The organism is Microterricola viridarii, from assembly GCF_900104895.1.
In the GTDB taxonomy this organism is placed as follows: Bacteria; Actinomycetota; Actinomycetes; order Actinomycetales; family Microbacteriaceae; genus Microterricola; species Microterricola viridarii.
In genome coordinates, this window is record NZ_LT629742.1 from 2,508,394 (window position 1) to 2,521,101 (window position 12,708).

14 protein-coding genes are annotated in these 12,708 nt (G+C 70.3%); 2 read left to right on the forward strand and 12 right to left on the reverse strand.

Going from position 1 to position 12,708, the window contains the following annotated elements:
• Nucleotides 1-61 precede the first annotated feature (61 nt).
• From BLT62_RS11490 to hrcA, 10 genes are all read right to left on the reverse strand, one after another.
• Entirely contained in the window at nucleotides 62-715 is a 654-nt protein-coding gene (locus BLT62_RS11490) for a response regulator (protein WP_083364180.1), read from the reverse strand.
• Nucleotides 712-1,941: a sensor histidine kinase gene (locus BLT62_RS11495; protein WP_083364181.1), complete on the reverse strand. Its 1,230-nt coding sequence runs from the start codon at nucleotides 1,939-1,941 to the stop codon at nucleotides 712-714. Before BLT62_RS11495 ends, BLT62_RS11490 begins: the two co-directional genes overlap by 4 nt.
• A gap of 4 nt (nucleotides 1,942-1,945) precedes the next feature.
• Nucleotides 1,946-2,869: a GTPase Era gene (era, locus tag BLT62_RS11500; protein WP_083364182.1), complete on the reverse strand. Its 924-nt coding sequence runs from the start codon at nucleotides 2,867-2,869 to the stop codon at nucleotides 1,946-1,948.
• Nucleotides 2,866-4,185, reverse strand: coding sequence for a hemolysin family protein (locus tag BLT62_RS11505; RefSeq protein ID WP_083364183.1), 1,320 nt, complete (start codon nucleotides 4,183-4,185; stop codon nucleotides 2,866-2,868). The genes era and BLT62_RS11505 overlap by 4 nt, the downstream gene beginning before the upstream one ends.
• A gap of 3 nt (nucleotides 4,186-4,188) precedes the next feature.
• Entirely contained in the window at nucleotides 4,189-4,650 is a 462-nt protein-coding gene (gene ybeY / locus BLT62_RS11510) for an rRNA maturation RNase YbeY (RefSeq protein ID WP_083364184.1), read from the reverse strand.
• A gap of 14 nt (nucleotides 4,651-4,664) precedes the next feature.
• Nucleotides 4,665-5,762, reverse strand: a complete 1,098-nt coding sequence (locus BLT62_RS11515) for a PhoH family protein (protein ID WP_407937548.1) — start codon at nucleotides 5,760-5,762, stop codon at nucleotides 4,665-4,667.
• Entirely contained in the window at nucleotides 5,749-6,120 is a 372-nt protein-coding gene (locus tag BLT62_RS11520; RefSeq protein WP_083364185.1) for an HIT domain-containing protein, read from the reverse strand. The genes BLT62_RS11515 and BLT62_RS11520 overlap by 14 nt, the downstream gene beginning before the upstream one ends.
• A 19-nt stretch (nucleotides 6,121-6,139) precedes the next feature.
• On the reverse strand, nucleotides 6,140-6,913 hold the full coding sequence (locus BLT62_RS11525) for a 16S rRNA (uracil(1498)-N(3))-methyltransferase (protein ID WP_083364186.1): 774 nt from the start codon (nucleotides 6,911-6,913) through the stop codon (nucleotides 6,140-6,142).
• Between the two features lie 5 nt (nucleotides 6,914-6,918).
• On the reverse strand, nucleotides 6,919-8,031 hold the full coding sequence (dnaJ, locus tag BLT62_RS11530) for a molecular chaperone DnaJ (protein WP_083364187.1): 1,113 nt from the start codon (nucleotides 8,029-8,031) through the stop codon (nucleotides 6,919-6,921).
• A 70-nt stretch (nucleotides 8,032-8,101) separates the two neighbouring features.
• Nucleotides 8,102-9,124, reverse strand: a complete 1,023-nt coding sequence (gene hrcA / locus BLT62_RS11535; protein ID WP_083364188.1) for a heat-inducible transcriptional repressor HrcA — start codon at nucleotides 9,122-9,124, stop codon at nucleotides 8,102-8,104.
• A 190-nt stretch (nucleotides 9,125-9,314) separates the two neighbouring features.
• Here hrcA and BLT62_RS17995 point away from each other — a divergent pair, with 190 nt between their 5' ends.
• Together BLT62_RS17995 and BLT62_RS11545 are read left to right on the forward strand one after the other, a co-directional pair.
• Nucleotides 9,315-9,914 (forward strand): DUF4870 domain-containing protein, encoded by a 600-nt coding sequence (locus BLT62_RS17995; RefSeq protein ID WP_083364189.1) that lies wholly within the window; start codon nucleotides 9,315-9,317, stop codon nucleotides 9,912-9,914.
• A gap of 137 nt (nucleotides 9,915-10,051) precedes the next feature.
• Entirely contained in the window at nucleotides 10,052-10,438 is a 387-nt protein-coding gene (locus BLT62_RS11545; protein WP_083364190.1) for a DUF4870 domain-containing protein, read from the forward strand.
• A 97-nt stretch (nucleotides 10,439-10,535) separates the two neighbouring features.
• Here BLT62_RS11545 and BLT62_RS11550 read toward each other — a convergent pair whose 3' ends face one another.
• Both BLT62_RS11550 and hemW read right to left on the reverse strand, forming a co-directional pair.
• A complete protein-coding gene (locus BLT62_RS11550; protein ID WP_083364191.1) occupies nucleotides 10,536-11,348 on the reverse strand; it encodes a histidine phosphatase family protein in 813 nt (270 codons plus the stop codon).
• Nucleotides 11,349-11,476: 128 nt separating this feature from the next.
• Nucleotides 11,477-12,706 (reverse strand): radical SAM family heme chaperone HemW, encoded by a 1,230-nt coding sequence (gene hemW, locus BLT62_RS11555; protein WP_083364192.1) that lies wholly within the window; start codon nucleotides 12,704-12,706, stop codon nucleotides 11,477-11,479.
• Nucleotides 12,707-12,708: the final 2 nt, after the last annotated feature.

Sequence of the window (12,708 nt, forward strand, 5' to 3'; positions counted from 1 at the left end):
GCGGGGCGCCGGCGCGTCAGGCTGTGGGGCCATCCCCATCAGCCGTGCGGATGACCCATGGTCAGTCGACGAGATTATGCTCGAACGCGAACACCACCAGCTGCACCCGGTCGCGGAGGCCCAGTTTGCCGAGGATCCGCGAGATGTGCGTCTTCACGGTCGCCTCGCTGAGGAACTCGCGCGCCGCGATCTCGGTGTTGCTCAGGCCCTTGGCGGCGAGCAGAAAGATCTCGCCCTCGCGCGGGGTGAGCGTCGCGAAGCTCTCCGGGGCGTCCGGCCGGGCGCGGCTGGCCGCGAAGTGCTCGAGCAGCTCGCGGGTCGCCGAGGCGGCGATGACCGCGTTGCCGGCGTGCACGGTGCGGATCGCCGCGAGCAGGAACTCCGGGTCGGCGTCCTTCAGCACGAAGCCGCTGGCGCCGGCCCTGATCGCGCGGGCCGCGCTCTCGTCCAGATCAAAGGTGGTCAGCACGAGCACGCGCGGGCTGGGCGCGTCGGCGGCGATGATCGCCTCTGTGGCGGCGATGCCGTCCAGCAGCGGCATCCGGATGTCCATCAGCATGACGTCGGGGGTGGCGGAGGCCGCGAGCTCGACGCCCGCCTCGCCGTCGCCGGCCTCTCCCACGAACTCGAGGTCGGGCTGCGACTCGATGAGCATGCGGATGCCGGCGCGGAACAGTGCCTGGTCGTCGACGAGGGCCACGCGAATGCGCGTCATGGGGTGCCTTCCGGTTGCTGCTGGAGTTGGTGCTGCGCGGCCCCGGACGGGATCCACGCGGAGACCTCGAAACGGCCGGCGCCCGTGCCGCCGGCCGTGAAACTGCCGCCGGTGAGCAGGGCGCGCTCGCGCATGCCCGGGATGCCGTGGCCGAGCGAGCCGGGGGCGGGCTCCGCCGCGCCGGTGCGCACCGGGTTGGAGAGGGTGACGCGCACGCCGTTGTCGGCCCAGCGCAGGCTGAGGCCGACCGGCCGCGAGGTGTCGCCGTGCCGGAGGGCGTTGGTCAGGGCCTCCTGCACGATCCGGAACACGGCGATCTGGTGGCCGGCGCTCATCGGCACGACGGTACCGGTCGAGGACACCTCGACCCGCAGGCCGGTCGCCCGCAGCTGTTCGATCAGCCGCTCCAGGTCGTGGATGGTCGGCTGCGGCCCCTCCGCCTCCGAGTGCCGGAGCTGGGCGAGCAGCAGTCGCACGTCGGCGAGGGCCTCCCTGGCGGTGGCGGCGATGGTGCCGAGGCTCGTCGCCGCCAGCTCCGGATTGCCCTGCGCCGCGTAGCGGGCGCCATCGGCCTGCGCGATCACGACGGCCAGCGAGTGCGCGACGACGTCGTGCATGTCGCGGGCGATGCGGTTGCGCTCCTGCTCCACCACGACCGCGTACTCCGCACGCTCCGCCTCGCGCTGCGCCTCGACCTGCTGCTGTTTGCTCTCCCGCGAGAGCCGGCGGGCGCTGGCCAGCATGCCCAGCATCCAGGGCAGCGCGAGCACCGCGAAGGAGGCGAACAGCGTGAACAGGAAGGCGCCGGTGGCCAGGTCGGCCGGGCCGGTGCCCTGCGCGCCCGGCAGCCACACCATCAGGTAGAGCGCGGCCAGCAGGGCGCCGAGGCCGGCGGAGGCCAGACCCAGCCAGCGCACGACGCGGTTGCCGTAGCATCCGACCGCGTAGAGCACCGCGAGGATGGCGAGGTTGCCGAACTGCACGTCCCGCAGCGCGCCCATCTGGAGGATGGCGCCCGCCCAGGCCACGCCGAGCGCGAGCGGCGGCGAGAGCCGCCGGAACGCGAGCGCCACGGAGTAGACCGCGAGCACCAGCACGTCGCAGGCGGCCGCCCAGCCGGACTGGGCGGCGCCGATGCCCAGAACGATCAGCGCGAAGAAGAGGAAGAACAGGCCGGCGCCGACGATGTCGCCGACGCGCTGCCTGGTCGTGAGTGTGCGGAACACCCGGCTAGAAACCGAGGCGGCCGAGCAGCTTGGGGTCGCGCTGCCAGTCCTTGGCGACCTTGACCCGCAGCGAGAGGAAGACCTTGCGCCCGAGCAGCTTCTCGATCTGTGCGCGCGAGGTGGCACCGACGTCCTTCAGCCGGCTGCCGCCCTTGCCGATGATGATGCCCTTCTGGCTGTCGCGCTCGACGAAGAGGTTGGCGTAGATCTCGAGCAGGTCCTGGTCCTCGCGCTCGATCATGTCATCGATGGTGACGGCGATGGAGTGCGGCAGCTCGTCGCTGACGCCCTCGAGCGCGGCCTCGCGGATGTACTCGGCGATGCGCTCCTCCGTGCCCTCGTCGGTGACGGCCTCCGCCGGGTAGAGCGGCTGGCTGGAGAGCGGCAGGAGCTTGAGCAGCTCCTCGCTCAGGATGTCGAGCTGGATGCCGTCGACCGCGGAGATCGGGATGATCGCCGCCCAGTCGCGCAGCTTCGAGACGGCCAGCAGCTGCTCGCCAACCTTGTCCTTGGAGACGGTGTCGAGCTTGGTGACGATGGCCACCTTCTTGGCGCGCGGGAACTCGTCCAGCTGCGTGTTGATGAAGTTGTCGCCGGGGCCGATCGGCTCGTCGGCCGGGATGCACAGGCCGATCACGTCGACGTCGCCGAGGGTGGACTGCACGAGGCTGTTCAGCCGCTCGCCGAGCAGGGTGCGCGGGCGGTGGATGCCGGGGGTGTCGACCAGGATCAGCTGGCCGTTCTCGCGGTGCACGATGCCGCGGATGGCGCGGCGGGTGGTCTGCGGCTTGGAGCTGGTGATGGCGACCTTCTCGCCGACGAGGGCGTTGGTCAGCGTCGACTTGCCGACGTTGGGGCGGCCGACGAACGAGACGAAGCCCGCCCGGTAGCCGCTGGGAGTGCCCGGTGCGGGCGTGGCGTCGGTCATGGTTGTACTCCTTCATCGTGGCCAGCGGTGTGCGTGGCCGGAAAAGCGTTCTGGGCGTTCAGGAGGGCCTCGTCGCGTTCGACCAGCACCGTGCTGATGCGCTTGCGGCGCCCCTCCGTGCGTTCTGCGGTCAGCGCGAGCCCGCTGACGGTGGCGCTGGACCCGGTCACGGGCAGCCGGCCGAGCGCCTTGGCGAGCAGGCCGCCGACGGAGTCGACGTCGTCGTCGTCCAGTTCCAGGCCGAACAGCTCGCCGAGCTCGTCGACGGGCAGGCGGGCCGCGACCCGGTAGCGGCCGTCGCCGAGCTCCTCGACCTCGACGACCTCGCGGTCGTACTCGTCGGAGATGTCGCCGACGAGCTCCTCGATCAGGTCCTCCAGGGTGACGAGCCCCGCGATGCCGCCGTACTCGTCGACCACCATGGCGAGGTGGTTGGATTCCAGCTGCATCTGGCGCAGCAGCTCGTCGGCCTTCTTCGACTCCGGCACGAACAGGGCCGGACGGGCCAGGTCGGCCATCTCCAGGCTCTCGGCCTCCGGGCCGCGCTCGAAGGCGTGCTTGGCGACGTCGCGCAGGTAGAGCACGCCGAGAACGTCGTCGACCTCGCCGGCCATCACCGGCATCCGCGAGACGCCAGAGCTGAGGAAGAGCCCCATCGCGGCGCTGAGGTCGGCGCTGCCGGAGACGGTGACCATGTCGGTGCGCGGGATCATCACCTCGCGCACCACCGTGTCGCTGAACTCGAAGATGGAGTGGATCAGCTCGCGGTCGTCCTCCTCGAGCACGTCGAGCTCTGTGGCCTGATCGACCATGCTGAGCAGCTGCTCCTCATTGGCGAAGGTGCCGAGCTTCGGCCGCCCGGGGGTGACCTTGTTGCCGACGGCGACGAGGGCGTTCGCGATGGGCCCGAGCGCGACCCGCAGGCCGTGCACGAGCAGCGCGGTCAGGCGCAGCAGGCCGTCCGGGTGGGCGCGGCCGACGCTGCGCGGGCTGGTGCCGACGAGCACGAAGGAGACGGCGGTCATGATCAGTGCCGAGAGCACGAGGGCGATCCACACCTCGTCGAAGGCGGATGCCAGGGCGAGCGTGACGAGCACGGCCGCCGTGGTCTCTGCGATGATGCGCACGAAGTTGATGGCGTTGAGGTGCGCGCCGGAATCGGCCGCGATCGCGCGCAGCGAGACCTTGGCGCGGGCCCCCTCCGCCAGTTCCTCGATGTCGGCGCGCGAGCGGGCCGTGATGGCGGCGTCGACGGCCGCCATCAGGCCGCCGAAGGCGACGAGCACGAAGGCGAGGACGATGAAGAGGATTTCCATGCGCTAGCGCGTGCGCTCCTGCTGGGCGAAGCCGGCCAGGATCTCGCGCTGCAGCCCGAACATCTCCTTCTCCTCGTCGGGTTCGGCGTGGTCGAAGCCGAGCAGGTGCAGGATGCCGTGGGTGGTGAGCAGCTGCAGCTCGGCGAGCGTCGGGTGGCCGGCCGTCTCCGCCTGCGCCTGGGCGACCTGCGGGCAGAGCACGATGTCGCCGAGGAGTCCGGCGGGCGTCGGGGAGTCCTCGGTGCCGGGGCGCAGCTCGTCCATCGGGAAGCTCAGCACGTCGGTGGGGCCCGGCTCGTCCATCCACTGCACGTGCAGCTGCTCCATGGCGCCCTCGTCGACCAGCACGATGGCGAGTTCGGCATCCGGGTGCACGTGCAGGGCGTCCAGCGCATAGACGGCGAGGCGCAGGATGGCGGCCTCGTCGACGGGGATGGCCGACTCGTTGTTGATCTCAATGCTCATAGTTGTGTTGCCTCTCAGGAGCGGGGGCCGTGGCCCTGCTGGCGATCGCGCGGGGCGCCGCGGCGCTCCGCCCGGTTCGCGAATTCTCTGGCCTCTTCGCGCTCGAAGCGGAGGGCCTGTTTCTTGGCGTCGTAGTCGGTGTATGCGTCGACGATGCGGGCGACCAGGGAGTGCCGCACGACGTCGTCGCTGGTCAGCCGGGCGAAGAAGATGTCGTCGATGCCGTCGAGCACGCGGGTGACGAGGCGGAGGCCGGAGGCGCCGGCCGGCAGGTCAACCTGGGTGATGTCGCCGGTGACCACCATCTTCGAGCCGAAGCCCAGACGGGTCAGGAACATCTTCATCTGCTCCGGCGTGGTGTTCTGCGCCTCGTCGAGCACGACGAAGGCGGAGTTCAGGGTGCGGCCGCGCATGTAGGCGAGCGGGGCGACCTCGATGGTGCCGGTGGCGAGCAGCTTCGGCAGCAGCTCCGGGTCCATCATCTCGGCCAGGGCGTCGTAGAGCGGCCGGAGGTACGGGTCGATCTTGTCGGTCAGCGTTCCGGGCAGGAAGCCCAGCCGCTCCCCCGCCTCGACGGCGGGCCGGGTGAGGATGATCCGGTCGACCTCCTTGCGCTGCAGCGCCTGCACGGCCTTGGCCATCGCCAGGTAAGTCTTGCCGGTTCCGGCCGGGCCGATGCCGAAGACGATGCTGTTCTCGTCGATGGCGTCGACGTAGGCCTTCTGGCCGCGGGTCTTGGGCCGGATGCTCTTGCCCTTGGAGGTGAGAATGGCCTGGCCGAGCACGTCGTTCAGGGTGGCGGCCTGGTCGGCCTCGAGGATGCGGGCCGAGTGCGACACCTCCCGCGGGCTCAGGTCCTGGCCGTCGCGCATGACGTCCTGCAGCTCCTCGATCAGCCGGGAGACGGCCTGCACCTGGCTGCTCGGGCCGGCGAGGGTGATCTCGTTGCCGCGCGCGTGCACGGCGACATCCGGATACTCCTTCTCAACGGTGGAGAGCAGGCGGTCCTGCGCCCCGAACAGGCGCACCATGGCGATTCCGTCGATGAGCAGCTTGACCTCGCTGCGCGGCTCGGCGTCGTGCTTTCGTGATTCGTTGTTAGCCGCCGACAAGCGAGCCCTCCTTGAATGTTCCGGCGAGCACGTGGGCGTGCACGTGGAACACGGTCTGCCCGGATTCCGGGCCGGTGTTGAAGATGAGGCGGAACTGGCCGGGCGTCTTGCCCTCCGGCGCCAGTTCCTCGGCCACCTGCGAGGCGACCGCGACGAGCTCGGCGAGCAGGGCCGGGTCACCGGCGGCCAGCTCGACGACGTTGGCGTACTCCTGCGTCTTCGTCGTCACGACGACGTGCAGCGGCGCCTGCGGCGCGATGTCCCTGAACGCGATGACGTTGTCGGTCTCGGCCACGATCGTGGCCGGGATCTCGCGCGCGACGATGCGGCTGAAGATGCTGGGCTCGAGTGAAGTCATGACTCCATCTTAAGGCGCGCTACCAGCGGCCGAGGTGAGCGCTCAGCACCGAGAGTGCGGCGGCGCCGGCCGTGGAGGTGCGCAGCACCGTGGAGCCGAGGCGCACGAGGCTCGCCCCCGCCGCCTGCAGCCGCTCCAGCTCGTTCGGGGCGATGCCGCCCTCCGGGCCGACCACGAGCACGATGTCGAGCTCGGACTTGTGCCCGGCGCCGTGCCCGGCGCGGCCGAGCTCTGCGGCGGTCCACTCCGTCAGCGCGAGCTCCGCCGTCGGCTCCAGCACCAGCATCCTGCTCGTCGCGGCGAGCCGCTCCAGGTCCTTGGTGGAGAACAGCGCCGTCACGTCGGGCAGCCAGGCGCGGATCGACTGCTTGCTCGCCTCGCGCACGATGCTCGCCCAGCGTTCCTGCCCCTTGGCGACCTTGGCGCCCTCCCAGCGGGAGACGGAGCGGGCGGCGCTCCACGGGATGACGGCGTCCACGCCCAGCTCGGTGGAGGCCTGCACCGCCATCTCGTCGCGCCCGCCCTTGGCGAGGGCCTGCACGAGCACGAGCCGCGGGGTGGCCGGCTGCACGTTCTCGACCAGCTCGGCCTGGATGGCGAGCTCGCCGGCATCCGCCGTGACGACGGGGCCGGTGACGATGAGCCCCCGGCCGTTGCCGATGGAGACCCGCTCGCCGAGGCGCGTGCGGTTGACCGTCACGGCGTGCTTGGCCTCTGCGCCGGTGACGCTGGCGATGCCGGAAGCGGCCACCGCGGCCGGGTCGAGGTCCTCCCGCAGGAACAGAGAGCTCATCGGGCCTAGCCCACGAACTTGTCGCGCAGCTTGGAGAAGAAGCCCTGGTGGAACTGGCTGAGCGCGGGCGCCGGGTGCTTGTGCATCTTGGCGAACTGCTCGATCAGGTCCCGCTCCTTGCCGCTGAGCTTGTTCGGGGTGACCACCTGGATGCCGATGCGGAGGTCGCCGCGGCCGGTGCCGCGCAGCTTGCCGATGCCGCGGTCCTTGATCGTGATGACCTCCGCGCTCTGCGTGCCGGGCTTCAGCTCGATCTCCACGTCGCCGTCGAGGGCGTGCAGCACGGTGCTGGTGCCGAGGATGGCGTCGGTCATGGCCACCTCGAGGGTGGCCAGGAGGTCGTCGCCGTCGCGGCTGAACACGTCGTGGTGGCGCACCTTCATCTCGAGGTACAGATCGCCGTTCGGGCCGCCGGCCGGGCCGACCTCTCCGCTGCCGGGCATCTGCAGGCGCACGCCGGTGTCGACGCCGGCGGGGATGTCGACGGGCACGGTGCGACGGGCCCGCACGCGGCCCTGGCCAGAGCAGGTGAGGCAGGGCGTGGCGATGATGGTGCCGTAGCCGCGGCAGCTGCCGCAGGGGCTGGAGGTCATCACGTTGCCGAGCAGCGAGCGGACCGCGCGCTGGATGCTGCCGGTTCCGTGGCAGATGTCGCAGGTGACCGGGCTGGTGCCCGGGGCGCAGCAGGAGCCCTCACAGGTCTCGCAGAGCACGGCCGTGTCGACCTCGATCTCGCGGTGCGTGCCGAAGATGATCTCGTCGAGGTCGAGCTCGACCCGGAGCAGGGCGTCCTGGCCGCGCTCACGGCGGGAGCGCGGGCCGCGGCGTCCGCCGCCACCGCCTCCCCCGCCGAAGAAGGTCTCGAAGATGTCGCCGAAGCCGCCGAAGTCGCCACCGCCGCCGCCGAAGCCGCCCTGGCCGCCCATGTCGTAGTTCTGGCGCTGCTTGGCGTCGCTCAGCACGTCGTAGGCGTGGGTCACCTCCTTGAACCGCTCCGAGGCCTCGGAGCTCGGGTTCACATCCGGGTGCAGCTCGCGCGCAAGCCGGCGGTACGCCTTCTTGATCTCGTCGGTGGTCGCCTCACGCGAGACGCCCAATACTTCGTAGTGGTCAGCCACTCCGGCCGTTCCTTTCCGGCCTCGAGCGCACGGTGCTCACACGTGCACAATGTCGAGGCGATTCGTCTGACTAGTTTTCGCCCAAGAGCCTGGACAAGTACCGAGCGACCGCGCGAACGGCGGCCATGTTGTTGGAGTAATCCATCCGCAGCGGGCCGAGCACGCCGACCCTGGCCAGTTCGGAACCGGCCGAGTGGTAGCTGCTGCTGAGAACCGAGGTCTCGCCGAGCCCGAAGGAGGCATTCTCCCGGCCGATGCTCGCCGAGACGCCGTGTTGGTCCACGGCCATCTCGCCGAGCAGGCGCAACAGCACCACCTGCTCCTCGATGGCCTCGAGCACGGGGAAGATGCTCCCCGTGAAGTCCTCCTCCGTGCGCACCAGGTTGGCCGCACCCGCCATCACCAGCTTGTCGGCGCGGTTGGCGAGCACCTGCTCCACGAGCGTGTCGGCGACCACGGCGGCCAGTCCGGCCAGCTGCGGCGGGGCGACGGCGGCCAGGCCGGCCGCTGCGGTCGCGGCATCCGTCATGCCGAGGCCGGCCAGCGTCTCGTTGACGCTGACCCGGAGGCCCGCGACGTGCTCGTCGCTGACGCCGCCGACGGTGTCGACGACGCGTTGCTCGACGCGGCCGGTGTCCGTGATCAGCACCGAGAGCAGGCGGTTGTCGCTCAGGCGCACCAGCTCGACGTGCTTGACGGTGGCCCGGCTGAGGGAGGGGTACTGCACCAGGGCGACCTGGTGGGTGAGTTGGGAGAGCAGGCGCACGGTGCGGGCGAGCACCTCGTCGAGGTCGGCGGATTGGCCGAGGAAGGTCTCGATGGCGTGCCGCTGGGCGCCGCTGAGCGGGCGCAGGTCGCTGAGCTGGTCGACGAAGAGCCGGTAGCCCTTGTCGGTGGGGATGCGCCCGGAGGAGGTGTGCGGGGCTGTGATCAGCTCCTCTTCCTCCAGCTGCGCCATGTCGTTGCGGATGGTGGCGGCGGACACGCCGAAGGAGTGCCGCTCGACAATCGACTTGGAGCCGACGGGTTCGCGCGACGACACGTAGTCCTGCACGATGACGCGCAGGACTTCGAGGCTCCGTTCCGAAACCATGTGCACCGCCTCCACTGTGCCAGAGGGCGCCGGCGTTCGCCCGTGCGGGCTGCTGGCACTCACTACTCCTGAGTGCTAATCATATCGCGCACTGGCTGGCAATGAGCGTTGCCGCACGGCAGGGGCGGCGCTAGCTTATGGGTGGGCGCAGTGCGCGCCCGCCGGCACCCGTGAATGGAAAGGGCCGATCATGACTGACCCCGCCGCACCAACGCCCCCCTCCGACCCGACTCAGCAGCCGCCGACGCCGCCGACTCCCCCGACGCCGCCGCCGGCTCCGGAGAACCCCTACTCCAGCGCCGCACCCCCTCCCGCGCCGCCCGCCGCGGCCGCGCCGCAGCAGAACCCGTATGCCAGCGCCCCGCCGCCTGCGCCGCCGGGTCCGCCCGGCCCGCCCAGCCCGCCGGCGAACCCGTACGCGAACACGGCGCCGCCGCCCCCGCTCAGCCCGACCGCCGACATCCAGTGGGCCTCATTCGCCCACCTGGGCGGCATCCTCAGCTTCCTGCCCTCGCTGATCATCTGGCTGGTCTTCAGGGATCGCGGGCGCTTCACCAACACCGAGGCGAAGGAGGCGCTGAACTTTCAGCTCACCCTGCTGATGGCCCAGGTCGCCCTGTTCATCATCGTCTCGGTGTTGTCGATCGCGTCGTTCGGCCTGCTCAGCTTCCTGTACAGCCTGTCCTGGCTGATCTGGCTCGTCGGCGTCATCTTCTCGATCATCGCCTTTGCACAGGTCAAGGACGGCCGCGGCTACCGATACCCGTTCGCCATCCGCCTGATCAAGTAGCCCTTTTCGGCCCGCCCTGCTGCGCTCGGCGCGCCGCCTGTGCCAAAGTGGGACCGCGTTACAGCGCAATCCCGCACTGACCCGCGCGCGAGCACGGCCCGAACGCCACGCCGCGCGCTCGACACTCTGGAGACAAAATGTCCGCCGCACCGCCTCCCCCCGCCACTCCCTACCAGGGCCCGACGCAGCTGAGCCCGGCCGATGAGAAGCTCTGGGCGACACTGGTCCACCTCGGCGGCCTGCTGTGGATGGTCAGCCTGCCCGTGATTCCCGCTCTCGTCGGGTTCCTCGTCTTGCGCGACCGCGGCCCGTTCGTTCGCGCGAACACAGCGGCGGCCCTGAACTTCCAGATCTCGATGATCATCTACGCGATCGTGAGCTCGCTGCTGATCATCGTGGTCATCGGCTGGTTCCTGCTGCCCATCGTCGGCATCGTGAACATCGTGTTCAGCATCATCGCCGGCGTCAAGGCGAACCAGGGCGAGGTGTACAGCTACCCGCTGACGATCAAGTTCGTCAACTAGGCGGCACTACCCCGCCGCAACAAACGAGAATGCGCCTTCGCCCGGTCGGCGAAGGCGCATTCTCTGTCTGGGGAACGCTGCGCGTGAGGAACGCGGATCAGTTGGCGCCGGACTCGACGTAGCTCGAGTCGTTCATCGTCACCACGGTCCAGACGCCGTTCTTGTAGCGGAGCTCGCTCACCGCGGCGTTGTCGATGCCCTCGGTGAGCGAGCTGGTGTCTGCACCCATCGCGTCGAGCACCGCGACGATGGTGATGCCGCTGGAGACGACGAGCACGTTGCCGCCGCCCTGCTTCGCCTGCGCGGCGGCGATCGCGTTCAGCGAGGCCATCGCCCGAGCGGTGAGCTGGTCGACCGTCTCCGCGGTCAGACCGCTGCCCTCGTTGGCCGTGACGATCGCGTTGAGGAAGGCGTTCATGTCGCCGCCCGTGAGGTACGGCGTGACCGCCTTGAACGTCGCAGCCTGCGTCTCGCCCTCGAACTTGCCGAAGGCCACCTCGCGCAGGCCCTTGTCACGCACGGGCGCTCCCTTGTACTTGAGCTCATCGAGCGCGAGCGAGATCGTCTCGTAGTGGCGCACCATGTCGGCGGAGTACGCCGACTTGAACTTGACGCCCGCCTCGGCCAGGCCGGCACCGAGGTGCTGGGCGTCGAGCTCCCCGCTCTCGGTCAGCGGTGAGTCGGACCAGCCCTGCATCCGATGGGTGGTGTTGAGCCAGGTCTCGCCGTGGCGGGTGAGGTAGATCGTGACCTCGGCGTTCTTGCCGGGGGCGGCCTTGACCGACTGGGCGGAAGAGCTGGCACCGTTGGAGTTTGCGGCGAGGGCGGGGGTGGAGAGGGCGGCGAGCGAGAAGAGCGCGGCGGCGGCGATGCCGGCGACCGCGATGCGGAGGGTACGACGAGACGACATTGTCTGGGAACCTTTCGAAGAGACGGAGACTTCTGAGCAGGGTGAACTCGAAAACCGAATGCCATTCGGTAACTTCTTGGCTGGATACTAGCGGCGCGCCGCCTCGCCGTCTAGAGAGGGTTTCGCCGCTAGTCGTCTTCGAGCAGGCGGCGCACGACGGCATCCGCCAGCAAGCGGCCGCGCAGGGTCAGCTCGACCCTCCCGGCGAAGGCGGCGCGCGCGTCGATGAGCTCGTCGGCGATCAAGCCGGCCACGGCGAGGCGGCCGGCCGGCGCGAGCGAGGACACGGGGATTCCCTCGCGGATGCGGGCCAGCAGCAGCACCCGCTCGAACTCGCGCACCTCGGGCGAGAGGCTCTCGCGCCCGGCGGCCGGCGAGTGCCCGGCCAGCACCCGATCGGCGTAGGCGGAGGGGTGCTTGACGTTCCACCAGCGCACGCCGCCGACGTGGCTGTGCGCACCGGGGCCGATGCCCCACCAGTCGTTGCTGCGCCAGTAGGCGAGGTTGTGCTCTGAGCGGTGCTCGGTGCCGCGCGCCCAGTTGCTGACCTCGTACCAGTCGTAGCCGGCGGCCGCGAGCAGCTCATCGGCCAGCTCGTACATGTCGGCCTGGAGGTCTTCGTCGGGCTGGGCGACCTCGCCGCGCTTGATCTGCCTGGCCAGCTTGGTGCCGTCCTCGACGATCAGGGAGTAGGCGCTGATGTGGTCCGGCTGCTGTGCGATGGCGTGCTCGAGGCTCGCCCGCCAGTCGTCGATCGACTCTCCCGGCGTGCCGTAGATCAGGTCGACGCTGACGTCGAGCCCGACCTCGCGCGCCCACTGCACGACGAGCGGCACGCGGGCCGGATCGTGGGTGCGCTCGAGTGTTGCGAGCACGTGCGGGACGGCGGACTGCATGCCGAACGAGACGCGGGTGAAGCCGGCATCCCGCAACGTCTGCAGGTAGTCGCGGTCGACGGAGTCGGGGTTCGCCTCCGTGGTGATCTCGGCGCCCGGCGCGAGGGCGTGCGCCGTGCGCACGGCGTCGAGCATCGCGACCAGGTCGGCGGCCGGCAGCAGCGTGGGCGTGCCGCCGCCGAAGAAGACGGTGGCCGCGGGCCGGGCGGGAACGCCGGAGCTCTCCAGGATGCGGGCGCTGTGCTCGATCTCGAGCACGGCCTGGCTGGCGTAGTCGCTCTGCTTGGCGCCGCGCAGCTCGGTGGCGGTGTACGTGTTGAAGTCGCAGTAGCCGCAGCGCACCCGGCAGAAGGGCACGTGCAGGTAGACGCTGAAGGCGCGATCGTGCGCGCCATCGGCGGCAGTCGCGGGCAGGAGTCCATCACTCGGGGCAGGGTCACCGAGGGGCAGGGCGCTGGCCATCG